We start from the raw sequence: 21,474 nt of genomic DNA on the forward strand, positions 1-21,474 counted from the left end.
CTCACGCGTCCGCCGCCATGGCGGCAGGCGCCGCGCGGTTGATCTCGGGCAGCAGCACATGCCGCGCAAAGCGCTGCGCAATGCGCTGGTCGTGGCTCACGAAGACGAGTGCGCTGTTGTTGACTGCGCAGGCCGTCAGCAGCACGTCGAGGAAGGCTTCGCGCCGGTCTTCGTCGAGCGCGGAGGTGGGTTCGTCGGCAATCACCACCTCGGGCTGGCCAATGAGCGCGCGCGCCGCGGCCACGCGCTGCTGCTGGCCCACCGAGAGCTGCATTGCCTGCCGCTTCCAGAGGTTGTGGTCGAGGCCCATCTGCTCGAGCAGGTGTTCGGCCTCTTCGCGCGCGCTGCCGCCGCGCGCGGCCTGGGATTCGCGCCGCTGTGAGAAGCGGCAGGGCAGCAGCACGTTGTCGAGCACGCTCAAATACGGCAGCAGGTTGAACTGCTGGAAGATGTAGCCGACATGCGCGACGCGGCAGCGGTCGCGCGCGGCGCCCGAGAGCTGCGACCAGTCGTGCCCCAGCAGCATGACGCGGCCTTCGTCCGCCACCAGCACGCCGGCCAGCAGCGACAGCAGCGTGCTCTTGCCGCAGCCGCTCGGCCCGTGCAGGAAGACCGCCTCGCCCGCGGTGATGCGCAAGGCCTCGATGTCGATGCACGGCCTTGGCGTGCCGGGCCACGAGAAGCGCAGCCCTTCGGCGGCGAGCACCACGCGCAGCGGCGGCGCGGCCTCGCCCGGGGGGACGGTGCTCACGGCGTCACTTGCCCAGGTTCAGGCGAACGGGCTGGGTAGCTTGCGCACCGGCCGGGCGCTTGAGCTGGCGCTTGGACTGGCCTTGGGCAGTCGCAATCTGCACATCGATCTGGCGCGTGCCCTTGAAGGCGGAGAAAAGATTCACGTCGATGAACTTTGCTGCGGCCGCATGGGTGCAGTTGAACGAAATGGTGGCGTCGAGGTCGGCGTGGCCCGCGGGCTCGCCCGGGTCGGGGTTGCCCAGGCCCAGTGCGCTGGAGCGCAGCTCGACCGGGCCGAGCTTGCAGTTGGCGGCCGGGTCGATGGCAAAGAGCTTGTCGGCTGCGCGCAGCTGGGCGATGGCGTCTTCGGCGGTCTTCTTCTCGGCATCGGTCTTGGGCGCGCGCTCGAAGCCGACGATGTTGTCGAGCGGGGATTCCATGTCGATCACCACCGTGGGCCCGTCGACCGCCACGTCGAGCTTGAGTTGCCCATGCACGTGCGCATGCTGCTGCTGCGCCTGGGCGGAAAGAAAGGGGGCTGCGAACAGTGCCGCGGCCAAAGCGAAGCCGGATGAAATGCGTCGAAGTCGGGTCTTGCTCATGGTTCTGCGCCTTGCCGGGTCGGCAGCCCCGGCGTGTTGCTCCATTCGCTCCAGCTGCCGGCATAGAGCGCGGTCGTCCCAAGGCCCGCGATCTGCATCGCAAGCAGGTTGGGCACAGCGCTCACGCCGCTGCCGCAATGGTGGACGACCGTCGCCGGGTCGCGTCCCGCGAGCAGCGCTTCGAACTCGGCACGCAGTTGCGATGCCGGCTTGAACTTGCCGTCGGGGCCGAGGTTCTCGGCGAAGGGCCGGTTCACAGCCCCGGGGATGTGACCCGCAATCGGGTCCAGAGGTTCCACCTCTCCGCGATAACGCGCAGCGGCACGCGCGTCGATCAGGTTCTGGTCAGGCTGGCCGAGCCGGCGCGCCACGACGTCGGTGGTCACCAGTTCCACCAGCGGCTCGCCCATCACAAAGTTCGACTGGAAGTGCGCGGGCTCTTCGCGGTTCGTGACTTCGCCGCCCGCGGCCTGCCAGGCCTGCAGGCCGCCGTCGAGCACGGCCACCGCGTCGTGGCCCATCCACTTGAGCATCCACCAGAGCCGGCCGCAGTAGTTGGCGCCGTTGCGGTCGTACACCACGGCCTGCATGTCGTTGGAAAAGCCGATGCTCGACAGCCAGGCCGCGAATTTTTCGCGGCTGGGCAGCGGATGGCGTCCGCCCGAGGCCGGCACGCCGTCTTCCTGCGCGATGACCACTTCGCCCTGGGCGCCCGGCACGCCGTGCTTGGCGCTCAAGTCGGTGTCGAGGTTCGCATACACCGCGCCCGGAATGTGGGCGGCGGCATATTGCTGCGCGCCGGCTTCGGGCTTCATGAGATCGAAGCTGCAGTCGAACACCATGTGGGGCGCGTCGCCGGACTGCAACTGCTGGAGTTGTTCGACGCTGAGGAGGGTGGTGTACATGGCGGGGTTCCTTCGTTGTCGATGAGGGTCGATGCGGATCAGTGTTCTTCGGCCGGCGCCTTGGGCACTGCGCGCTGGCGCAGCACGGTGGCCGCGATGCCGCTCACGATGATGAGCGCCATGCCGGTCCAGCCGGCGGCGTCGATGCGGTCGTCGAACAGCACCACGCTGTACAACGCCGCAAAGATGATGCCGGAGTACTGCAGGTTGGCCACCACGAGCGTGCCGGCCTGCGTCTTGGCCGTGGCGTAGGCGCGCGTCATGCACAGCTGCCCGAGGGCGGCCAGCAGGCCGATCGGCAGCAGCCACAGCGCATGCTGCCACGTCCAGGAGCCTCCGCCCGAAAACCCCGTGGCCGCCGTGGCAAAGGCGCCTGCCACCGCGGAGCCCACCGCGAAATAGAACACCGTGCGCAGCTCCGGCTCGCCGATGCGCGACAGCGCCACCACCTGCATGTAGGCGAAGGCGGCCGTGAGGCCCGACAGCAGGCCCAGCATTCCCGCGAAGCCGTCGCTGCCGCTGACCGTGGGCTTGAGCATCAGCACCACGCCGACGAAGCCCGCGAGCACGGTCAGCGCGAGCGTGCCCTGCAGCGGCGGGCGCTCGATGCGGCCGTCGCGCCCCGGCACCGGCACCCAGGCCAGCAGCGCGCCGCCGACCAGGAAGGCCGCGATCCACACGCTGCTCATGTAGTTGAGCGTGACGGCCGTGGCCAGCGGCATGTGGGCAATGGCGTAGAACCACGCACCCAGCGACACCACGCCGATGGTGCTGCGCCAGGCGTGCATGCCGGGGTAGCGGGTGGCCATGGAGACGCCGCGGTTGCGCGCGAGAAACCACAGGAACACGATGCCGATCAGGCCGCGCCCGAGCACCATCTCGCCGCTGTTGAACCAGGCCGAGGCGATCTTCACGACCACGCTCATGGTGGCGAACAAAAAGGCGCCGAGCACCATCCAGAGCGCTTGCACTGTGTTCGGCTCAGGCGTTGTTCTGCATTGCGCTGCGGTACCACTCGTGGAACTGCTGCATGCCGTCTTCCATCGGGCTCTGGTAGGGGCCGCTCTCGTCGTCGCCGCGCAGCATGAGCGCGCGCCGGCCGGCGTCCATGCGCTCGGCGATCTCGTCGTCCTCCACGCAGGTCTCCATGTAGGCGGCCTGCTGGGCCTCGACGAATTCGCGCTCGAAGGCCACGATTTCCTCGGGGTAGAAGAACTCCACCATGTTGAGCGTCTTCGTGGGGCTCACCGGATGCAGCGTCGACACGGTGAGCACATGCGGATACCACTCGATCATCACGTGCGGATAGTAGGTGAGCCAGATGGCGCCGTACTTGGGCGGCTTGCCTTCGCGGTACTTGAGCAGCTGCTCCTGCCACTTCTGGTAGATCGGGCTGCCCGCGCGGCCGAGCCGGTTGGCCACGCCCACGGTCTGCACCGAGAAGTTGCGGTTGAACTCCCAGCGCAGGTCGTCGCAGGTGACGAAGCTGCCCAGGCCCGGGTGGAACGGGCCGACGTGGTAGTCCTCCAGGTAGACCTCGATGAAGGTCTTCCAGTTGTAGTTGCACTCGTGCAGTTCGACGCGGTCGAGCGCATAGCCCGTGAAGTCGAGGTCGGCGCGCGGGCCGAGTTCGGCCATGTCGGCCGCCACGTCGCGCCCCGCGCCATCGGGGCCGCGCTCGAACAGCAGGCCGTTCCACTCGGTGAGCGGATAGTTGTGCAGGTTGAGGCAGGGGTCCTGCTGGAAGTGCGGTGCGCCGATCAGCGTGCCGGTGGTGCGCGCGTCGCTTGCCGCATAGGTCCAGCGGTGCAGCGGGCACACGATGTTGCCGCCGGCCTGGCTGTCGAGCTGGCCGCGGCCCTGCAGGATGAGCGCCTGGCGGTGGCGGCACACGTTGGAGATGAGCTCCACGCCCTTTGGCGTGTGCACCAGCGCGCGGCCCTGGTGCTCCTGCGGCAGCGTATGGAAGTTGCCGGGCTCGGGCACGGCCAGCCGGTGGCCCACATAGCGCGGACCTTGCGCGAACAGCGTTTGCATTTCGCGCGCGTAGAGCGACTCGTCGAAGTACGCGGAAACTGGAAGTTGGCTCGTGGCCTGCTGCAGTTGAAGACTTAAATCAGACATGGAGGACCTGACCAAGCTCCCCACAGGGAGAAAAAAGAAAAGACGGAAGGCGCCGTCTGGAGGGCGACGGCCCGAAGAGTTGTGCCGGGTTGGCCGGCATGGGAACCTCGGATTGTACCCAAGGGGGCAGTGCAGTGCCCATGGCTTGCCGCATGCCGGCGCCCGTTTGCTTCCCCGTCCTAAAATGCGCGGTTTCACACTCGCTCCCTCGCATGCCCAAGGTCCCTTCTTCCGCCACGTCCAGCCCGGCCGCCACGCCCGATACGGGGCCGCTGCCGGCCAGCTACGAAGCCGGGCTCCAGGAGTTGGAACAATTGGTTGCAGAACTCGAGTCGGGCCAATTGCCGCTCGACCAGCTGCTCGGCAGCTACCAGCGCGGCGCGGCGCTGCTTGCCTTCTGCCGCGAAAAGCTCCAGGCGGTCGAAGACCAGATCAAGGTGCTCGATGCGGGCAGCCTCAAGCCCTGGACCGCCGAATGAGCGCGGTTAACGTGGCCGACTGGGACGCCGCGCGCCTGGCCAGCTGGAGCGACCCGCACCTGGCGCGCGTCGAGGCGGCGCTGTCGCGCTGGGTCGGCGTCGATGCGCCGGTGCTGCTTGGCGATGCCATGCGCTATGCCGTGCTCGACGGCGGCAAGCGGCTGCGGCCGCTGCTGGTGCTGGCCGCGAGCGAGGCGGTCGGCGGCAATGCGGCTGCGGCACTGCGCGCGGCCTGCGCAACCGAACTGATCCACGCCTACTCGCTGGTGCACGACGACCTGCCGAGCATGGACAACGACGTGCTGCGGCGCGGCAAGCCCACGGTGCACGTGAAGTTCGGCGAAGCCGACGCGCTGCTGGCCGGCGATGCGCTGCAGGCGCTGGCCTTCGAACTGCTCACGCCCGATGGCGACGAGATTCCCGCATCGATCCAGGCCACGCTGTGCCGGCTGCTCGCGCGCGCCGCGGGCAGCCAGGGCATGGCGGGCGGGCAGGCCATCGACCTGGCCAGCGTGGGCCTGGCGCTGGACGAAGCGCAGCTGCGTGAAATGCACCGCCTGAAGACCGGCGCGCTGCTGCAGGGCAGCGTCGAGATGGGCGCGGCCTGCGCCGGCGCCGTGGCGCCCGCGGCGCTGGCCGCGCTGCGCGACTATGGCGCCGCCATCGGCCTGGCGTTCCAGGTGGTCGACGACATCCTCGACGTCACGGCCGATTCGCAGACCCTCGGCAAGACGGCCGGCAAGGATGCGGCCGCCGACAAGCCCACCTATGTTTCGCTGTGGGGCCTGGACGGTGCGCGTGCGCAGGCAAGGCAGCTGCTGGCCGAGTCGCTCGCGGCGCTGGACCGCAGCGGCCTGGCCGACACTTCGGCCTTGCGCGCGCTGGCCCACATGGTCGTCGACCGCGACCGATGAACAACTCACAGATGGACAAGAAGACCCACGACGTTCCCATGGCTGCGCTGCTTCCCACGCTTCACGATCCATCGCCGATCCGCCACTACGACCGCGCCCAGCTCAAGCAGCTGGCGGCCGAGGTGCGCGCCTGCGTGCTCGACAACGTCTCGCGCACCGGCGGCCACCTGAGCTCGAACCTCGGCACCGTCGAGCTCACGGTCGCGCTGCACCATGTGTTCAACACGCCGCACGACCGCCTGGTGTGGGACGTGGGCCACCAGACCTATCCGCACAAGATCCTCACGGGCCGGCGCGAGCGCATGCCCACGCTGCGGCAGATCGGCGGCATCTCGGGCTTTCCGCAGCGCAGCGAGAGCGAATACGACACCTTCGGCACGGCGCACTCCTCGACCAGCATCTCGGCCGCGCTCGGCATGGCGATGGCGGCCAAGCAGAAGGGCGAGGACCGCCATTCCGTGGCCATCATCGGCGACGGTGCGCTCACGGCCGGCATGGCCTTCGAGGCGCTCAACAACGCCGGCGTGTGCGACTGCAAGCTGCTGGTGATCCTGAACGACAACGACATGTCGATCAGCCCGCCCGTGGGCGCGCTCAACCGCTACCTCGCGCAGCTCATGAGCGGCAACTTCTACGCCGCTGCCAAGAACGTCGGCAAGAGCGTGCTGCGCGCCGCGCCGCCGCTGTTCGAACTGGCCAAGCGCTTCGAGCAGCATGCCAAGGGCATGGTGGTGCCGGCCACGCTGTTCGAGCAGTTCGGCTTCAACTACGTCGGCCCCATCGACGGCCACGACCTCGATTCGCTGGTGCCCACGCTCGAGAACCTCAAGCACCTGGACGGCCCGCAGTTCCTGCACGTGGTCACCAAGAAGGGCCAGGGCTACAAGCTGGCCGAGGCCGACCCGGTGGCCTACCACGGGCCCGGCAAGTTCGATCCGCAGGTGGGGCTGGTCAAGTCCACGGCGGTGGCCAAGCAGACCTTCACGCAGGTCTTCGGCCAGTGGCTGTGCGACATGGCGGCGCACGACGGCCGGCTGGTGGGTATCACGCCGGCCATGCGCGAAGGCTCGGGGCTGGTCGAGTTCGAGCAGCGCTTTCCCGACCGCTACTACGACGTCGGCATTGCCGAGCAGCATGCCGTCACCTTCGCGGCGGGCCTGGCCTGCGAGGGCCTGAAGCCGGTGGTGGCGATCTATTCGACCTTCCTGCAGCGCGCCTATGACCAGCTGATCCACGACGTCGCGATCCAGAACCTGCCGGTGGTGTTCGCACTCGACCGCGCCGGCCTCGTGGGCGCCGACGGCGCCACGCACGCGGGCGCCTACGACATCCCGTTCCTGCGCTGCATTCCCAACATGAGCATTGCCTGCCCGGCCGACGAGCGCGAGTGCCGGCAACTGCTGTCGAGCGCCTACGAGCAGAACCACCCGGTGGCCGTGCGCTATCCGCGCGGGGCCGGCGCCGGTGTGGTGCCGCACCTCGCGCTCGACGCGCTGCCCTTCGGCAAGGGCGAGGTGCGCCGCGAGGGCCGGCGCATCGCCATCCTCGCGTTCGGCACCCTGCTGTATCCGGCGCTCGCGGCGGCCGAATCGCTCGACGCCACGGTGGTCAACATGCGCTGGGCCAAGCCGCTCGACGTCGAACTGCTGCTGCAGGTGGCGGGCACGCACGAGGCCATCGTCACGCTTGAAGAGGGGGCCGTCATGGGCGGCGCGGGCAGTGCGGTGCTCGAGGCGCTGCAGGCCGCCAACGTGCAAAAGCCCGTGCTGCAGCTGGGCCTGCCGGATCGGTTCATCGAACATGGCGACCCGGGCAAATTGCTCGCTTCCATCGGTCTCGACGCCGCCGGCATTGGAGCCTCGATCGCGCAGCGCTTCGGGGGCGTCGCAGGGTAAACCCCGGCCGGGCGCGTGTAAGCGTTTTTTACAATAACAAAGACTCACAAAAGTCGTCGACGCGGCCACAAGCCGCGTTTCGTTTTTTCCAATGCACTCGGAGTGAATTCAATGGATCGTCGTTCCCTCATCAAAAACGCCGGCATCGCCGGCGTTCTGGCCGCCGGCATTGCGCCCGCAGTTCATGCGCAGGCGGCCGTCCGCTGGCGCCTGGCATCGAGTTTTCCCAAGTCGCTCGACACCATCTATGGCGGCGCGGAAGTCTTCGCCAAGGCGGTCAAGGCCATGTCGGGCGGCAAGTTCGAAATCTCGGTCCATGCGGGCGGCGAGCTGATGCCTCCCTTCGGCGTGGTGGACGGCGTGCAGAACGGTTCGGTCGAGATGTGCCACACCGTGCCCTATTACTTCTACGGCAAGAACCCCGCGTTCGCGCTGGGATCGGCCATTCCGTTCGGCCTGAATTCGCGCCAGATGAACGCGTGGATGATGCACGGCAACGGCCGCAAGCTCATGAACGAGTTCTACGCCAAGTACAACATGGTGAGCTTCGCGGGCGGCAACACGGGCTGCCAGATGGGTGGCTGGTTCCGGAAGGAGATCAAGTCCGTGGCGGATTTCAAGGGCATGAAGATGCGCCTGGGCGGCGGCCTGATCGGCGACGTGATGACCAAGCTGGGTGCCGTGCCGCAAAGCCTGCCGGGCGGCGAGATCTACCAGGCGCTCGAAAAGGGCACCATCGATGCCGCAGAGTGGGTGGGACCGTACGACGACCAGAAGCTCGGCTTCAACAAGGTGGCGCCGTTCTACTACTACCCCGGCTGGTGGGAAGGTGGTCCGGAAGTGGACTTCTTCATCAATCAGAAGGCGCTCGACGGCCTCTCGGCCGAGAACAAGGCCATCGTGGAAGCCGCCGCGGCTGTGGCTTCGTCGGACATGCTCGCCAAGTACGACGCGCTGAACCCCATCGCGCTCAAGCAGCTGGTGGCTGCCAAGACCAAGGTGCTGCCGTTCTCGCAAGCCATGATGGACGCCGCCTACAAGGCTTCGCTCGAGGTGTATGCCGAGAACGACGCCAAGAGCCCCGAGTGGAAGAAGATCTACGCCGACTTCCGCAGCTTCCAGCGCGACCAGGTGCTCTGGTTCCGTTTTGCGGAATCGCGCTTCGACTCGTTCATGTCGACGCTCAAGCTCTGATCCGGAGTTCATCCGGCCAGCAAAAAGCCCCGCATCGCGGGGCTTTTTTTTGAGTCGCGAGAACAGAGGGCCGGGCGGGCGGGCCCCGCAGGGCCCGCGGCAGCAGCGGCCGGACTATTTCTTGCCGGCGTCCCGGTCGAGCTGTTCCTGCATGGCCTTCATCGGATCGTCTTCCGCGGCCGATGGCGCAGCGGGCGCTTCGCCGCCGGCCGGTGCCGAGGCGTCCGGCTGCGGCTCGGGTGCGGGCTGCGAATCGTCCTTGGGCATGTTGGCCTGCATCTCGGCGCCGATCTTGTCGAGGTCGACGGCGACCTCCTTGTCGAGTCCGCTCGAGACGATGGCCGGGAACGCGATGATCAGGCCGACCATGATGATCTGGATCAGCACGAAGGGCACCGCCCCCCAGTAGATCTGCATGGTGGTGACGGGTTCGATCCGTTCGTTCGTGACCTTGTCGTTGTAGGCCTTGGTGGGCGCCACGCTGCGCAGGTAGAACAGTGCGAAGCCGAAGGGCGGGTGCATGAACGAGGTCTGCATGTTCACGGCCAGCAGCACGCCGAACCAGATCAGGTCGATGCCGAGCTTGTGCGCCACCGGAGCCAGCAGCGGCACGACGATGAACGAGAGTTCGAAGAAGTCGAGGAAGAACGCCAGGAAGAAGATCAGCACGTTCACCAGGATCAGGAAGCCGAGCTGGCCGCCGGGCATGCCGGTCAGCAGATGCTCCACCCAGCGCGGTCCGTCCACGCCCTGGAACACCAGGCTGAAGATGGTCGAGCCGATCAGGATGAACACCACGAAGCAGGAAAGCTTGGTGGTGGTGTTGAGCGCCTGCTTGAGCAGGGCCATGCTCAGGCGCCCGCGCACCATGGCCATGATGAAGGCCCCGAGCGCACCCATGGCGCCGCCTTCGGTGGGCGTTGCCACGCCCAGGAAAATGGTGCCCAGCACCAGGAAGATCAGCAGCAGCGGCGGGATCAGCACGAAGGTCACGCGCTCGGCAATGCGCGACAGCAGCCGCAGCCGCAGCAGCCGGTTGGCCACGGCGATCAGGAAGGCCAGCATCACGCCGACGCACATCGACACCACGATGGTTTCGTCGGTGGCCACGCTGGTCACGGGCTCGCCGGTCCACCAGGTATGGACGTCGGCGATGTGCTCGGCAAAGAACACGGCCGCCGCGGTGGCAACGATGGTCAGCACCAGCAGCGACGGCAGGCCGCTGCTGCCGCTCGGCTCGCGGAAGGTGCGCGCCTCGAGCGGCAGGGCCGGCACCCACTTGGGCTTGAAGATGGCCAAGAGGATCACGTAGCCCGCGTACATGGCGGTCAGCATGAAGCCGGGCACGAACGCGCCCTTGTACATGTCGCCGACGCTGCGGCCGAGCTGGTCGGCCATGATGATCAGCACCAGCGAGGGCGGAATGATCTGCGCCAGCGTGCCCGAGGCCGCGATCACCCCCGAGGCAAGCCGCCGGTCGTAGCCGTAGCGCAGCATGATCGGCAGCGAGATCAGGCCCATCGAGATGACCGAGGCCGCCACCACGCCGGTGGTTGCGGCGAGCAGCGCACCCACGAAGATCACGGCCAGCGCCAGGCCGCCGCGCACGGGCCCGAAGAGCTGGCCGATCGAGTCGAGCAGGTCTTCGGCCATGCCGCTTCGCTCGAGGATCAGCCCCATGAGCGTGAAGAACGGAATGGCCAGCAGCGTGTCGTTCTGCATGATGCCGAACACCCGAAGCGGCAGCGCCTGCAGCAGTGCCTCGGGCAGCAGGCCGAGCTCCACGCCCAGGAAGCCGAAGAACAGGCCGCAGGCACCGAGGCTGAATGCCACCGGAAAGCCGAACAGCAGGAAGACGATCAGCCCCGCGAACATGATCGGGGCGAAGTTTTGCGTAATGAATTCCATGGGGTGCTACCGCTCAGCCTTTGGCGTTGGATTCGGCGAGCCGGCGGATCGACTCGGCCAGTTCTTCTTCGGCGGTCTTCTCTTCGCGCTTCTGCGTGGGGTCGTCGATGCGGCCCTGCAGGAAGGCGATGCGCTTGATGAGTTCGGACCAGCCCTGGAGCATCAGCAGCGTGAAGCCCAGCGGGATCATGGCGTAGATCGGCCAGCGGATCAGCCCGCCCGCGTTGTTCGACATTTCGCCCGAGCGGTAGCCCTGCAGGAAGAACGGAATGCCATACCAGAGGATGGCCAGGCAGACCGGCGTGAGGAAGAAGGCGAAGCCGATGATGTCGACCCAGATCTGGCCGCGCTTGGAGAGGCGGCTGAGGATCACGTCGATCTTCACGTGCTCCTGGTTCAGGAGGGTGTAGCCCGCGGCGATCAGGAAGGACGCGGCGAACAAGTACCACTGCACTTCGAGATAGGCGTTGGAACTGACATTGAAGACCTTCCGGACCACGGCATTCACGCCGCTGATCACGGTGGACGCAAGGATGAGCCAGATCACGTACTTGCCGATCTGGCCGTTGAGCCAATCGACCGCGCGCGAAAATCTGAGCAGGAAATTCATGCTCTTCTCCAGAGAGGAAATGGATGCTTGGATGCAGAAGCGGGCCGGGTCACGCCGGCGAGCGGCGGTCCGGGGGCTTTCGGCGGACGCGCGATTTTATCGGCGCCGGAAGCTGTTTTCGGACCGGGCCGGGCGGTGTATTCCCGTAGGCACGGGCGCAATGCGCCGCGACGGTACGGCGGCTCGCGATAATGAAACATGCCGTCGTCGCCGCCGCCCCTGTTGCCCGCGGGCTTGCCGCACTCCATCGATTCGCCCGACATGCAGCGCGCCGGCCGCGAGCTGCTCTCGCTGGCCCTGATCGATGCGCGCAACCATACGCTGCACCTGTTGTCGCTCTACGAAGAGGCGCTGGGCTCGCCCGCGCTCGCGGTGGAACGCACGGGCGATGCGGGCGTGGTGCCGCCGGTCTGGCTGGCCGGGCACATCGGCTGGTTTGCCGAATGGTGGATCGGGCGCAACACCCAGCGGGCCTTCGGTGCCGACTGTCCGGTGCGGCCGACCCGGCTGGCCGCCATCGAGCCCGGCGCCGACGACTGGTGGAACCCGGCCCAGGTACCGCCCGCGCAGCGCTGGTCGCCCGGCCTGCCGGACCTGGTCCAGACCAAGGCCTACCTGCTCGAAACGCTGGAGAGCACGCTCGAACTGCTCGAGCATGCGGCCGAGACCGATCCGGGCCTGTACTTCTACCGCCTCGCGCTCTTCCATGAAGACCTGCGCGGCGAGCAGTTCATCGTGATGGCGCAGACGCTGGGGCTGCCCCTGGGCATCGAGCCGACGCCCGCGGGCGTCACGCGCGAGCCGCTGCTGCTGCCGGCAACGCAATGGGAGCTCGGCCTGCCCGAGGGCTGCGGATTCGCCTTCGCGCAGGAGCAGGGCGCGCACCGGATCGACGTGCCCGAGTTCGAGATCGACGCCCAGCCCGTGACCTGGAACCAGTACATCGAATTCGTCGACGAAGGCGGCTACGACCGCGAGGAATTCTGGCATCCGGAGGGCTGGCGCTGGCTGGCCTCGCAGATCGAAGGGCGCCGCGGGCCGCGCCATGTCGAGCAGATCGGCGCCGCGCGCAACGGCACCGGCGGTTCGGTGCTGCAGCACCGCTTTGGTGCCACCGTGCGTGCGGCCGGCCACCACAGCGCGGTGCATCTGAGCTGGTGGGAGGCCGATGCCTGGGCGCGCTGGGCCGGCCGGCGCATCGCAACCGAGGTCGAATGGGAGATTGCGGCGCACACGGCGGCGCGGCGCGGATTCCGCTGGGCCGACGTGCACGAGTGGACCGCGGGCACGCTGCGGCCCTGGCCCGGCTTTCGCGCCGATCCGTGGAGCGCGGGCAGCGAGTTCGATCCCGTGCCCGCATTCGGCGAGGCGCGCGTGCTGCGCGGCGCTTCGTTCGCGACCCGCTCGCGCCTGCGGTCGCCGCGCCGCCGCAGCTTTGCACTGCCGGGCCGCGACGATGGATTTTTTGGTTTCAGGACCTGTAGTCTGTGATTCACCCCCGAAGCGGCGCACTTCGTGTCGCCGCCTCCCCCTCAAGGGGGCAACACCAGCGGCCCGGCGAAGCCGGTTCCGCGGTGTTTCCCGAATGGCTCAGCGAGGGTGTGGGTCCGACGACAGCGGCGGCGCCACTTCCTCCAGCGGCTTGCACTCCGCATCGGCCGCATAGCGCAGCGCCAGCAGCCCCGCGACGATGACCAGCGTGGCGCCGATCGCGTAGCCCACCATCACCGCGCCCCGGCTGCCGGTCTCGATCAATACGCCGAACAGCACGGGCGCCGCGAAGCCGCCCGCGCCCATGCCGATGGCGTAGAAGATCGCGATGGCCATGGCGCGCATCTCGAGCGGGAACACTTCGCTGACCGTGAGGTAGGCCGAACTCGCCGCGGCCGAGGCCAGGAAGAACACCGCCGACCAGCACAGCGCCTGGCTGCGCGCGTCGAGCCAGCCCATCATGAAGGCCCAGCCGGTGAACGCGAGCCCGACGCCCGCGAGCACGTAGGTCAGCGCGATCATCCTGCGCCGGCCCACGCTGTCGAACAGCGGACCCAGCAGCAGCGGCCCCAGCACGTTGCCAAGCGCGAACGGAAAGATGTAGAGCGCCACGTTGTCCTCGGCCACGCCGTAGAAGCGCGTGAGCACCAGCGCGTAGGTGAAGAAGATCGCGTTGTAGAAGAAGGCCTGCGAAACCATCAGCGCCACCGCGACCACGCTGCGCGCGCGATAGCGGCGCAGCAGCACGTGCGCCACCTCGCGCATCGACGGGCTGCGGTGGTGCCCGCCGCCGTAGGCCACGCGGCCTTCCGCCAGCGCCAGCGGACCGTGCTGCGCGCGGACCTCGGCCTCGATGGTCTCGACGATGCGCAGCGCCTCGTCGGAGCGGCCGCGCGACATCAGCCAGCGCGGGCTCTCGGGCACGTCGCGCCGCACCAGCAGGATGGCCACCGCCAGCACCGCGCCCAGCGCGAAGCCTGCGCGCCAGCCCCACACCGGGCCGATCACGCGCGGATCGAGCAGCACCAGGCTGAGCCCGGCCCCCAGCGCCGCGCCGATCCAGAAGCTGCCGTTGATCGCGAGGTTGACGCGGCCGCGCACCCGCGCCGGAATGAGTTCGTCGATGGCCGAGTTGATGGCCGCGTATTCGCCGCCGATGCCCAGGCCCGTGACGAAGCGGCACAGCGCAAAGAAGGCGAAGTTCGGCGAGAACGCGGTCGCCAGCGTGCCCAGCGTGTAGACCACCAGCGTGACCAGGAACAGCTTCTTGCGCCCGAGCCGGTCGGTCAGGCGGCCGAAGAGCAGGGCGCCGATCACCGCCCCGGCGATGTAGACCGAGCCCGACCAGCCGATCTCGCCGGCGCTGAGCCCCAGCGTGTCGGGCCGCTCGAGCACGGCGCCGATCGAGCCGACCAGCGTCACCTCGAGGCCGTCGAGCACCCAGGCCACGCCGAGCGCAATCACCACGCGCCAGTGCCAGCGCGACCAGGGCAGGCGGTCGAGACGGGCGGGAATGTCGCTGTGCACCGCAGCTGTCATGGACACAACCTTAACCCATGTGCCCGGGCGCCTCTTCAAGGCCCGTGGTGTGCCTTCTTCTCGCGCGCGAAGGTCCACCAGGGCAGCAGCGCGCGCAGCGACTGCACTTCGCCGCTGGCCGCGGCCTCATAGCCGGGCAGCGTCTCCAGCAGGTGCTGCCAGCTCGGGCTGCGCAGCACCGCCACCAGCGCCTGCATGGCGGGCTGGTCGAGCGCCGACTTGAGGCAGGCCAGGTGGTAACGCTCCCGCACCAGCGGCACGAAGTCGAGCCCCTCGGCGTGCGCGGCCGACTCGAGCCCGAGCCCCGCATCGGCCTGCCCGGACGCCACGGCATGCGCGACCGCGGCATGCGAGGTTTCGCTGCGTTCGTAGCCCGCGAGCGCGGAGGCATCGAGCCCGGCCTGTGCCAGCAGTTCGTCCAGCAGCAGGCGCGTGCCGGTGCCGATCGCCCGGTTGACGTAGCGCGCGCGCAGCCGCGCCGCGTCGGCCAGCGAGCGCAGGTTGAGCGGGTTGCCCGGCGCCACGAGCAGGCCCTGCGTGCGCCGCGCGAATCCGATCAGCTTGTGCTGCCCGGGCTTGAGCAGCGGCTGGTAGGTGCGCTGCGCCAGCGAGCCGCGCGGCGGGTGCTCCAGCGTGTGGAAGCCCGCCATCACGCAGCGGCCCTGGTTGAGCGCGCGGATCGCATCGACGCTGCCGGTGAAGTGGATGTCCAGGTGCAGCTGCGCGGTGCCCGCCGCATGCATGCGCAGCAGCGCGAGCGCGTCGTCGTGGCTCGCCTGCAGGCTCAGCACATGGGTGCGGTCGTCGAAGGCGAGGGCAAAGGCGCGCTCGAGTTCGGCGTGCAGCGCCTCGATCTGCGGTGCCAGCCGGGCCTGGGCCTGGCGCTCGGCCCACAGCAGCTTGTCGCCGAATTCGGAAAGCTGCGCGCGCTGGCCCTGCTCGCCCTGTATCAGCGGATGGCCGAGCGCCTGCTCCCAGTGCTTGAGCTCGCCCCACACGTGGCGATAGGACAGGTCGAGCGCGCGCGACGCGCCCGAGATGGAGCCGTGCTCGCGCACCGCCTGCAGGATCTGCATCAGCGGATTGCGGATCTGCCGCGATCCGCTGCGGCGGGGCCGGATCGCGTAGGAAAGATCGATCTGTTGCACGGGAGCTGGCGGGAAATGGAGGCCGGCTCATTATGCAGAGCCGTCCATTGCCCGCCCGCCGTGCGTCAGGCCGTCTCTGCGAGCGCGTCGCCCAGTGCGTTGACGAGGCGGTCGATCTCGGCCTTCTCGGCAATGAACGGCGGCGCGAGCTGAATCGTGTCGCCGCCGTAGCGCACGTAGAAGCCCTTCTTCCAGCAGTTCATCGCGATCTCGTAGGGGCGGCGCGCCGGCTCGCCCGGCAGCGCGGCAATCGTCAGGCCCGCGGCCAGGCCGTAGTTGCGGATGTCCGTCACGTGCTTGCTGCCCTTGAGGCTGTGCACGGCGTTCTCGAAGTGCGGTGCGAGCGCCTGCACGCGGCCGATCATGTCTTCCTTCTGCAGCACGTCGAGCGCCGCGATGCCGGCGGCGCAGGCCACCGGGTGCGCGCCGTAGGTGTAGCCGTGCGGGAATTCGAGCATGTAGTCGGGCCCGCCGGCCGCCATGAAGGTGTCGTAGATCTCCTTGCTGGCGATCACCGCGCCCAGCGGCTGCGCGCCGTTGGTCACCTGCTTGGCGATGTTCATGATGTCGGGCGTCACGCCGAAGGCATCCGCGCCCGTGAGCGCGCCGCAGCGGCCGAAGCCGGTGATGACCTCGTCGAAGATCAGCAGGATGTTGTTGGCCGTGCAGATGTCGCGCAGGCGCTTCAGATAGCCCTTGGGCGGAATCACCACGCCGGCCGAGCCCGCGAAGGGCTCCACGATCACGGCCGCGATGTTCGAGGCGTCGTGCAGCGCGATCAGGTCGAGCAGGCGGTCGGCCAGTTCGGCGCCGTTCTCGGACATGCCGCGCGTGAAGGCGTTGGCCGCGATTTGCGTGTGCGGCAGGTGGTCCGCTTCCACGGCCTGGCCGAACAGCTTGCGGTTGGCCGCGATGCCGCCCACCGAGATGCCGCCGAAGTTGACGCCGTGGTAGCCCTTCTCGCGGCCGATCAGGCGCGTCTTGCTGGCGAGGCCCTTGGTGCGCCAGTAGGCGCGCGCCATCTTGAGCGAGGTGTCGGCCGCTTCGGAGCCCGAGCCGGTGAAGAACACGTAGTCCAGGCCCGCGGGCGTGAGCTCCTTGATCCTGTTGGCCAGCTCGAACGAGAGCGGATGGCCGAACTGGAAGGCGGGCGAGTAGTCGAGCTTGGCGATCTGGCGGCTCACCGCCTCGGTGATCTCGGGGCGGCCGTGGCCCAGGCCTGAGCACCACAGGCCCGAGAGGCCGTCGAAGATCTTGCGGCCGTCGCCATCGGTGAAGTAGGCGCCCCTGGCCTCCACGATCATGCGCGGGTCGGCCTTGAAGTTGCGGTTGCCGGTGTAGGGCATCCAGTGCGCGTCGAGCCAGGCGGCGTCGGTGCGCAGGGCGGGCGTCGGTTCGATGGCGGGCGTTGCAAGGGTCATGGCGCTTCCCGCGCAAGGCGGGCTCCAGAAGGGTAATGAGGTGTGCCCATTGTTGGCAGAGCCTTCAGTGTGGAGAATGGCGCAATATCAATGTTCACTTGACATTTCATGCAAGTAAAGGCGAAAGCCCAAAACAGTGCCCGGAACCGCGCCGTATTGGGGCAGCTCAGCGACATGGACCTGCGCCTGCTCAAGGTGTTCAAGAGCGTGGTCGACTGCGGCGGCATGGCGGCGGCCGAGCTGGAGCTCAACATCGGCACCTCCACCGTGAGCCGGCATGTGAAAGACCTGGAGACGCGGCTCGGCCTGGTGCTGTGCCGGCGCGGGCGGGCGGGTTTCGCGCTCACGGCCGAGGGCCAGCGCGTGTATGACGAGACGCTGCGGCTGCTGGCCTCGGTCGATGCCTTTCGCGGCAGCATCGACGACATCCACAACCGCATGGGCGGCCAGCTCGACGTGGCGCTGTTCGACAAGACGGCCACCAATCCGAAGGCGCGCATCGGCGAGGCCATCGCGCGCTTCACCGAGATCGCGCCCGAAGTGCGGCTGGCCGTGCACGTGGGCTCCATCAACGCCATCGAGCAGGGCGTGCTCGAGGGCAACTTCCAGATCGGCATCATCCCGGCGCACCGCGCCTCCAAGAGCCTGGTGTACGCCGACCTGTTCGACGAGACGATGCTGCTTTATTGCGGCAAGGGACATCCGCTGTTCGGCAGCAACAACGCAAAGCTCACCTGGGCCAAGCTGCGCGAGCATCACTTCGCGGGGCTGGGCTACCACTCGCCCAACATGGAACTGAGCCACCGCGCCAAGCTGTCGCGCAAGGCCACGGGTTTCGATCAGGAGGCGATCGCGACGCTGATTCTTTCGGGGCGTTTTCTCGGTTTCCTGCCCGACCACTACGCGCAAGTGTTCGAGCAGCGCGGGCTCATGAAGCCCGTGCTGCCGGCGCGCTTCAGCTACGCATGCCGGTTCGTGAGTTTGCTGCGGCGTTCGCCCAAGCCTTCACGGGCGGTGCTGGCGTTTCAGGAGTGCCTGGAGAAGGCGCATGCCTGAATCCGGGGTGCGATCACGCCGACGGGGTGCCTTGCTCCGCGAATGTCCCCCGGCCTGCGGCCTCCTCCTTGATTTCGCTGCGCAAGGCACCCCATCGACGTGATCGCTGGTCAGAGCGGCGGGTGATCAGCCGGCACGACAGCCGCGCCTCTCGTGCACAGGGCATCGGGTGCTCCTCGCAGCGAAATAAAGGAGGAGGGCGAAGCCCGGGGGACATTCGCGGAGAGGAGTACCCGGTGGCCTGTGCACGCGCCCTGAACAACCGCGATCCAAAAATCAACGCTGCCCGCTAGGCAGCAGCAGATGCTTCGCCCCGATGTGCGCCTCCATCTCGTGCATGTGCGCCTCGGCATCGACCATGTGCTCGGCCATCAGCCGGCGCACCTCGTCTGCATCCTCCCGGCGATAGGCCGCCAGCAGCTGCGTGTGATAGTCGACGTTGGCCTCGCCGAAATGGTGGTGGTCCAGCGCCTTCTTGTAGACCACCAGGTCGCGCAGCAGGTCGTTGAGGAAGCGGCACATGAAGGACAGCACCGGATTGGGGCAGGCCTCGGCCAGCATGGTGTGAAACGCGAGCTCGGCCTCGCGTTGCGTGCGCAGCTCCTCCTCGTTGGTGGGCTCCAGCGTGCAGAGGCGCACGTTGGCTTCGAGCCGCTCGAAATGTTCGGGCGTCAGCTTGCCCACCACGCTCACGGCCAGCTCCGGCTCCAGCACCTTGCGCAGCTGGTAGATGTGGTGCCCGTCCAGGTGATGGAAATGCAGGAAATTGCGCAGCGGCTCCGACGCATGGTCGACCGACACCTGCTGCAGGTAGGCGCCGCCGCCGGGGCCGGTGCGGATGGAAACCAGCCCGCGCACCTCCAACGCCTTCAGCGCCTCGCGCACCGTGCTCTTCGAATAGCCGAAGAGCTCGATCAGTTCCTTCTCGTTCGGCAGCCGGTCGCCGGGCTGCTTGCGCTCGGCCACGATCCAGCGCTTGACGTCCTCGACGATGACGTCGGAGAGCTTCTGCCGCTTGGCGCGGGTGTGCCCGAAGGTCATGGCGTCCTGCGTCGATTTCATTCGTAAAGGGTGGTTTCGGGTGAGGTGAGGGCTCTGGAGCAGGTATCGGGCCCGGGCCTTCCCGGATTTTGGCACGGGCATTGCTAGCGGGTTTTTACCAGCATATTAATCATATTTATCCGCTTAAATTCGTTGCCGACTTCAGGCAGCACCTTTCTCTTACCTCCTCCTCCTCACCCACGTCCGGAGAATTCCATGCAACGCAGACACCTTCTTCAGCTCGCCGCCCTGTCGGCCGCTCCCGCTTCCCTGCTGGCCGGCCGCGCCGCCTTCGCCCAATCGGCCGATGCGATCCGCTTCGGCTGCCCGGTGCCGATGTCGGGCGCCTTCGCCGCCAACGGCAAGTTCGCCGACCTGGGCATGAAGCTGGCCATCGAGCAGTACGGCAGCGTGCTCAAGCGGCCCCTGGCCTACACGGTGCTCGACACCGAGGGCAAGCCGGCCACCGCGGTTCGCAAGGTGCAGGAAGCCTCGCAGCAGCAGGGCGCCAAGTTCTTCGCGGGCGGCATCCTGTCGTCGGAAGCGCTGGCCATGGGCAAGGAGGCCGAGAAGGCCGGCGGCGTCTTCATCACCACCGCGGGTGCCGACGAGATCACGGGCAAGGACTGCAACCCCGCCACCTTCCGCTGGTCGGTGCCCACCTTCGGCGCCATCGAGCAGACGGTGCGCCCGCTGATCGCCTCGATGCCGAAGGCCAGGCGCTGGTACACCATCACGCCGCAGTACGTGTTCGGCGAAGGCCTGCTGGGCGCGGCGAAGAACATCTTCCAGGAGAAGGGCATCGAGCACGTGGGCAACAGCTACCACTCGCTCAACGAGAAGGAGTTCAGCGGCTATCTCACCAACGCCATGGCCGCCAAGCCCGACGTGCTGCTGCTGCTGAACTTCGGTGCGCAGTCGTCGGCCGCGCTGCGCCAGGCGGTGAGCTTCGGCATGCACAAGAACATGACGATCCTCATGGCCTGGGCCTCGGGCCTGGAGCAGTTCGACGAGTTGGGCGCCGACCTGTGCGATGGCGTCTACTTCGGTGCGCAGTACTGGCACACGGCCGACACCCCCCTCAACAAGGACCTGGTGAAGCTCACGGCCGACAAGCTCAAGATCGTGCCCAACTACAGCCTCGCAGGCTCGTATGTCTGTACCAAGATCCTGATCGACGGCATCGTGAAGGCGGGCACTGTGGACCAGAAGGCCGTGATCGCGGCGCTCGAAGGCATGAAGTACGAAGGGCTCACGGGCACGGAAGAAATCCGCAAGGCCGACCACCAGGTCGTCAAGGACTACTACCTGCTCAAGGGCAAGGCCAAGTCAAAGATGAAGAACCCGGCGGACTATGTGGACGTGGTGAGTTCGGGCAAGTCCTTCCTTGCCGTCGACAAGACCGGCTGCAAATTGGGCTAACCCCCAGGCTTGCCCACTGCGTGTGGCCTCCAACCCCCTTGCAGGGGGCAACACCTGCGGCCCGGCAAAGCCGGTTCCGCGGTGTTCCTGGAAGGGAGGAGGGCCGCGCCACCACTACTCACCCCTATGACCGTCTACCTGCTCCAGACCATCAACGGCATCGGCATCGGCATGCTGTATTTCCTGCTGGCCGTTGGCTTGTCCATCGTGTTCGGCCTGCTGCGCTTCGTGAATTTCGCGCACGGGGCCTTCTACCTGCTGGGCGCCTACCTGTGCTTCCAGGCCATGCAGTGGGGGCTCGACTTCTGGGCCGCGCTGGTGCTGGTGCCGCTGTTCGTGGGCGCGCTCGGCTGGCTGGCCGAGAAGCTGCTGCTGCGCCGCGTGTATGCCAAGGCGCACGAGTTCCACATCCTCGTGACCGTGGGACTTGCGCTCGCGGTGCAGGAGATCGTCATCGTGTTCTGGGGGCCGCTCGGCAACAGCGTGGCCACGCCCGACCTGCTGCAGGGCGTGGTGATGTGGGGCAGCTTCATCTATCCCAAGTACCGGCTGTTCGTGATCGGCTTCACCGCCGTGCTGGCGGTGCTGCTGTGGTGGGTGCTCGAGGGCACGCGCCTGGGCAGTGCGGTGCGCGCGGGCAGCGAATCGACCGAGATGGTGTCGCTGCTCGGCATCAACGTGTTCCGCGTGTTCAGCCTGGTGTTCGCGCTGGGTGCGGCCACCGCGGCACTGGCGGGCGTGCTGGCCGCGCCGATCCGCGGCGCGGAGCCCTTCATGGGTGTGGAGGCACTCGGCGTCGCTTTCGTGGTGGTGGTGATCGGCGGGCTCGGCAGCTTCGGCGGCGCGCTGGTCGGCGGCCTCTTGATCGGCATCGTGCAGAGCCTCATGAGCACCATCTGGCCGCCGGGCGCGAGCCTGATGATCTACATCGCGATGGCAGCCGTGCTGCTGCTGCGCCCGCATGGCCTGCTCGGCCGCAGAGGATGAACGTCG

The 21,474-nt window shown here is 67.7% G+C and carries 19 protein-coding genes; 8 read left to right on the forward strand and 11 right to left on the reverse strand.

What is annotated here, in order from left to right; all coding sequences use genetic code 11:
* Position 1 precedes the first annotated feature (1 nt).
* Genes IB278_RS20125 through IB278_RS20145 form a run of 5 tightly spaced genes read right to left on the reverse strand, consistent with a single transcriptional unit; the run spans position 2 to position 4,363 of the window.
* A complete protein-coding gene (locus IB278_RS20125; protein ID WP_192325038.1) occupies positions 2-751 on the reverse strand; it encodes an ABC transporter ATP-binding protein in 750 nt (249 codons plus the stop codon).
* A 4-nt stretch (positions 752-755) separates the two neighbouring features.
* Positions 756-1,334, reverse strand: coding sequence for a DUF2796 domain-containing protein (locus IB278_RS20130; RefSeq protein ID WP_145741711.1), 579 nt, complete (start codon positions 1,332-1,334; stop codon positions 756-758).
* Positions 1,331-2,239, reverse strand: a complete 909-nt coding sequence (locus IB278_RS20135; protein ID WP_192325040.1) for a sulfurtransferase — start codon at positions 2,237-2,239, stop codon at positions 1,331-1,333. The genes IB278_RS20130 and IB278_RS20135 overlap by 4 nt, the downstream gene beginning before the upstream one ends.
* A gap of 38 nt (positions 2,240-2,277) precedes the next feature.
* On the reverse strand, positions 2,278-3,195 hold the full coding sequence (locus IB278_RS20140; RefSeq protein ID WP_192325176.1) for a DMT family transporter: 918 nt from the start codon (positions 3,193-3,195) through the stop codon (positions 2,278-2,280).
* 25 nt (positions 3,196-3,220) lie between these two features.
* Complete coding sequence (locus IB278_RS20145) at positions 3,221-4,363, reverse strand: aromatic ring-hydroxylating oxygenase subunit alpha (RefSeq protein WP_145741716.1); 1,143 nt, start codon at positions 4,361-4,363, stop codon at positions 3,221-3,223.
* A 212-nt stretch (positions 4,364-4,575) separates the two neighbouring features.
* On the opposite strand from IB278_RS20145, the gene IB278_RS20150 reads away from it, so the two are divergent.
* The 4 genes from IB278_RS20150 (at position 4,576) to IB278_RS20165 (ending at position 8,845) form a co-directional block, all read left to right on the forward strand.
* A complete protein-coding gene (locus IB278_RS20150; protein WP_012746712.1) occupies positions 4,576-4,842 on the forward strand; it encodes an exodeoxyribonuclease VII small subunit in 267 nt (88 codons plus the stop codon).
* A complete protein-coding gene (locus IB278_RS20155) occupies positions 4,839-5,756 on the forward strand; it encodes a polyprenyl synthetase family protein (protein WP_145741718.1) in 918 nt (305 codons plus the stop codon). Before IB278_RS20150 ends, IB278_RS20155 begins: the two co-directional genes overlap by 4 nt.
* A 38-nt stretch (positions 5,757-5,794) precedes the next feature.
* A complete protein-coding gene (dxs, locus tag IB278_RS20160; RefSeq protein WP_192325177.1) occupies positions 5,795-7,651 on the forward strand; it encodes a 1-deoxy-D-xylulose-5-phosphate synthase in 1,857 nt (618 codons plus the stop codon).
* Positions 7,652-7,762: 111 nt separating this feature from the next.
* The gene (locus IB278_RS20165) at positions 7,763-8,845 is read left to right on the forward strand and encodes a TRAP transporter substrate-binding protein (protein WP_192325042.1); all 1,083 of its coding nucleotides are present in this window, start codon (positions 7,763-7,765) and stop codon (positions 8,843-8,845) included.
* A gap of 114 nt (positions 8,846-8,959) precedes the next feature.
* On the opposite strand, the gene IB278_RS20170 is transcribed toward IB278_RS20165, so the two are convergent.
* Both IB278_RS20170 and IB278_RS20175 read right to left on the reverse strand, forming a co-directional pair.
* Complete coding sequence (locus IB278_RS20170) at positions 8,960-10,753, reverse strand: TRAP transporter large permease (RefSeq protein ID WP_192325044.1); 1,794 nt, start codon at positions 10,751-10,753, stop codon at positions 8,960-8,962.
* Positions 10,754-10,766: 13 nt separating this feature from the next.
* Entirely contained in the window at positions 10,767-11,363 is a 597-nt protein-coding gene (locus tag IB278_RS20175; protein ID WP_192325046.1) for a TRAP transporter small permease subunit, read from the reverse strand.
* A 198-nt stretch (positions 11,364-11,561) separates the two neighbouring features.
* Between IB278_RS20175 and IB278_RS20180 the strand changes: the two genes are divergently transcribed.
* Entirely contained in the window at positions 11,562-12,854 is a 1,293-nt protein-coding gene (locus IB278_RS20180; protein WP_192325048.1) for an SUMF1/EgtB/PvdO family nonheme iron enzyme, read from the forward strand.
* Positions 12,855-12,953: 99 nt separating this feature from the next.
* On the opposite strand, the gene IB278_RS20185 is transcribed toward IB278_RS20180, so the two are convergent.
* The 3 genes from IB278_RS20185 to IB278_RS20195 all read right to left on the reverse strand — a co-directional run bounded on the left by IB278_RS20185 (position 12,954) and on the right by IB278_RS20195 (position 16,962).
* Positions 12,954-14,393, reverse strand: a complete 1,440-nt coding sequence (locus IB278_RS20185) for an MFS transporter (RefSeq protein ID WP_145741732.1) — start codon at positions 14,391-14,393, stop codon at positions 12,954-12,956.
* Positions 14,394-14,428: 35 nt separating this feature from the next.
* Entirely contained in the window at positions 14,429-15,541 is a 1,113-nt protein-coding gene (locus tag IB278_RS20190) for a substrate-binding domain-containing protein (protein ID WP_192325051.1), read from the reverse strand.
* A 65-nt stretch (positions 15,542-15,606) separates the two neighbouring features.
* Positions 15,607-16,962, reverse strand: a complete 1,356-nt coding sequence (locus IB278_RS20195; RefSeq protein ID WP_012746721.1) for an aspartate aminotransferase family protein — start codon at positions 16,960-16,962, stop codon at positions 15,607-15,609.
* 108 nt (positions 16,963-17,070) lie between these two features.
* Here IB278_RS20195 and IB278_RS20200 point away from each other — a divergent pair, with 108 nt between their 5' ends.
* Positions 17,071-18,018 (forward strand): LysR family transcriptional regulator, encoded by a 948-nt coding sequence (locus tag IB278_RS20200; RefSeq protein ID WP_192325053.1) that lies wholly within the window; start codon positions 17,071-17,073, stop codon positions 18,016-18,018.
* 276 nt (positions 18,019-18,294) lie between these two features.
* Here the strand turns inward: IB278_RS20200 and IB278_RS20205 are convergent, their stop codons facing one another.
* The gene (locus IB278_RS20205; protein WP_192325055.1) at positions 18,295-19,080 is read right to left on the reverse strand and encodes a FadR/GntR family transcriptional regulator; all 786 of its coding nucleotides are present in this window, start codon (positions 19,078-19,080) and stop codon (positions 18,295-18,297) included.
* Between the two features lie 195 nt (positions 19,081-19,275).
* On the opposite strand from IB278_RS20205, the gene IB278_RS20210 reads away from it, so the two are divergent.
* Both IB278_RS20210 and IB278_RS20215 read left to right on the forward strand, forming a co-directional pair.
* Positions 19,276-20,481, forward strand: coding sequence for an ABC transporter substrate-binding protein (locus tag IB278_RS20210; protein ID WP_192325057.1), 1,206 nt, complete (start codon positions 19,276-19,278; stop codon positions 20,479-20,481).
* Positions 20,482-20,607: 126 nt separating this feature from the next.
* On the forward strand, positions 20,608-21,468 hold the full coding sequence (locus tag IB278_RS20215; RefSeq protein ID WP_145741744.1) for a branched-chain amino acid ABC transporter permease: 861 nt from the start codon (positions 20,608-20,610) through the stop codon (positions 21,466-21,468).
* Positions 21,469-21,474 lie beyond the last annotated feature (6 nt).

It is taken from the genome of Variovorax sp. VRV01 (assembly GCF_014852545.1).
Classification (GTDB): Bacteria; Pseudomonadota; Gammaproteobacteria; order Burkholderiales; family Burkholderiaceae_C; genus Variovorax; species Variovorax beijingensis_A.

What these genes read in the sequence shown, in the direction of transcription:
- IB278_RS20130 (WP_145741711.1), bottom strand. Translation starts at nt 1,334, where the DNA reads ATGAGCAAGACCCGACTTCGACGCATTTCATCCGGCTTCGCTTTGGCC.
- IB278_RS20135 (WP_192325040.1), bottom strand. Translation starts at nt 2,239, where the DNA reads ATGTACACCACCCTCCTCAGCGTCGAACAACTCCAGCAGTTGCAGTCC.
- IB278_RS20140 (WP_192325176.1), bottom strand. Translation starts at nt 3,195, where the DNA reads ATGGTGCTCGGCGCCTTTTTGTTCGCCACCATGAGCGTGGTCGTGAAG.
- IB278_RS20145 (WP_145741716.1), bottom strand. Translation starts at nt 4,363, where the DNA reads ATGTCTGATTTAAGTCTTCAACTGCAGCAGGCCACGAGCCAACTTCCA.
- IB278_RS20150 (WP_012746712.1), top strand. Translation starts at nt 4,576, where the DNA reads ATGCCCAAGGTCCCTTCTTCCGCCACGTCCAGCCCGGCCGCCACGCCC.
- IB278_RS20155 (WP_145741718.1), top strand. Translation starts at nt 4,839, where the DNA reads ATGAGCGCGGTTAACGTGGCCGACTGGGACGCCGCGCGCCTGGCCAGC.
- dxs (WP_192325177.1), top strand. Translation starts at nt 5,795, where the DNA reads ATGGCTGCGCTGCTTCCCACGCTTCACGATCCATCGCCGATCCGCCAC.
- IB278_RS20165 (WP_192325042.1), top strand. Translation starts at nt 7,763, where the DNA reads ATGGATCGTCGTTCCCTCATCAAAAACGCCGGCATCGCCGGCGTTCTG.
- IB278_RS20170 (WP_192325044.1), bottom strand. Translation starts at nt 10,753, where the DNA reads ATGGAATTCATTACGCAAAACTTCGCCCCGATCATGTTCGCGGGGCTG.
- IB278_RS20175 (WP_192325046.1), bottom strand. Translation starts at nt 11,363, where the DNA reads ATGAATTTCCTGCTCAGATTTTCGCGCGCGGTCGATTGGCTCAACGGC.
- IB278_RS20180 (WP_192325048.1), top strand. Translation starts at nt 11,562, where the DNA reads ATGCCGTCGTCGCCGCCGCCCCTGTTGCCCGCGGGCTTGCCGCACTCC.
- IB278_RS20185 (WP_145741732.1), bottom strand. Translation starts at nt 14,393, where the DNA reads ATGACAGCTGCGGTGCACAGCGACATTCCCGCCCGTCTCGACCGCCTG.
- IB278_RS20195 (WP_012746721.1), bottom strand. Translation starts at nt 16,962, where the DNA reads ATGACCCTTGCAACGCCCGCCATCGAACCGACGCCCGCCCTGCGCACC.
- IB278_RS20200 (WP_192325053.1), top strand. Translation starts at nt 17,071, where the DNA reads ATGCAAGTAAAGGCGAAAGCCCAAAACAGTGCCCGGAACCGCGCCGTA.
- IB278_RS20205 (WP_192325055.1), bottom strand. Translation starts at nt 19,080, where the DNA reads ATGAAATCGACGCAGGACGCCATGACCTTCGGGCACACCCGCGCCAAG.
- IB278_RS20210 (WP_192325057.1), top strand. Translation starts at nt 19,276, where the DNA reads ATGCAACGCAGACACCTTCTTCAGCTCGCCGCCCTGTCGGCCGCTCCC.
- IB278_RS20215 (WP_145741744.1), top strand. Translation starts at nt 20,608, where the DNA reads ATGACCGTCTACCTGCTCCAGACCATCAACGGCATCGGCATCGGCATG.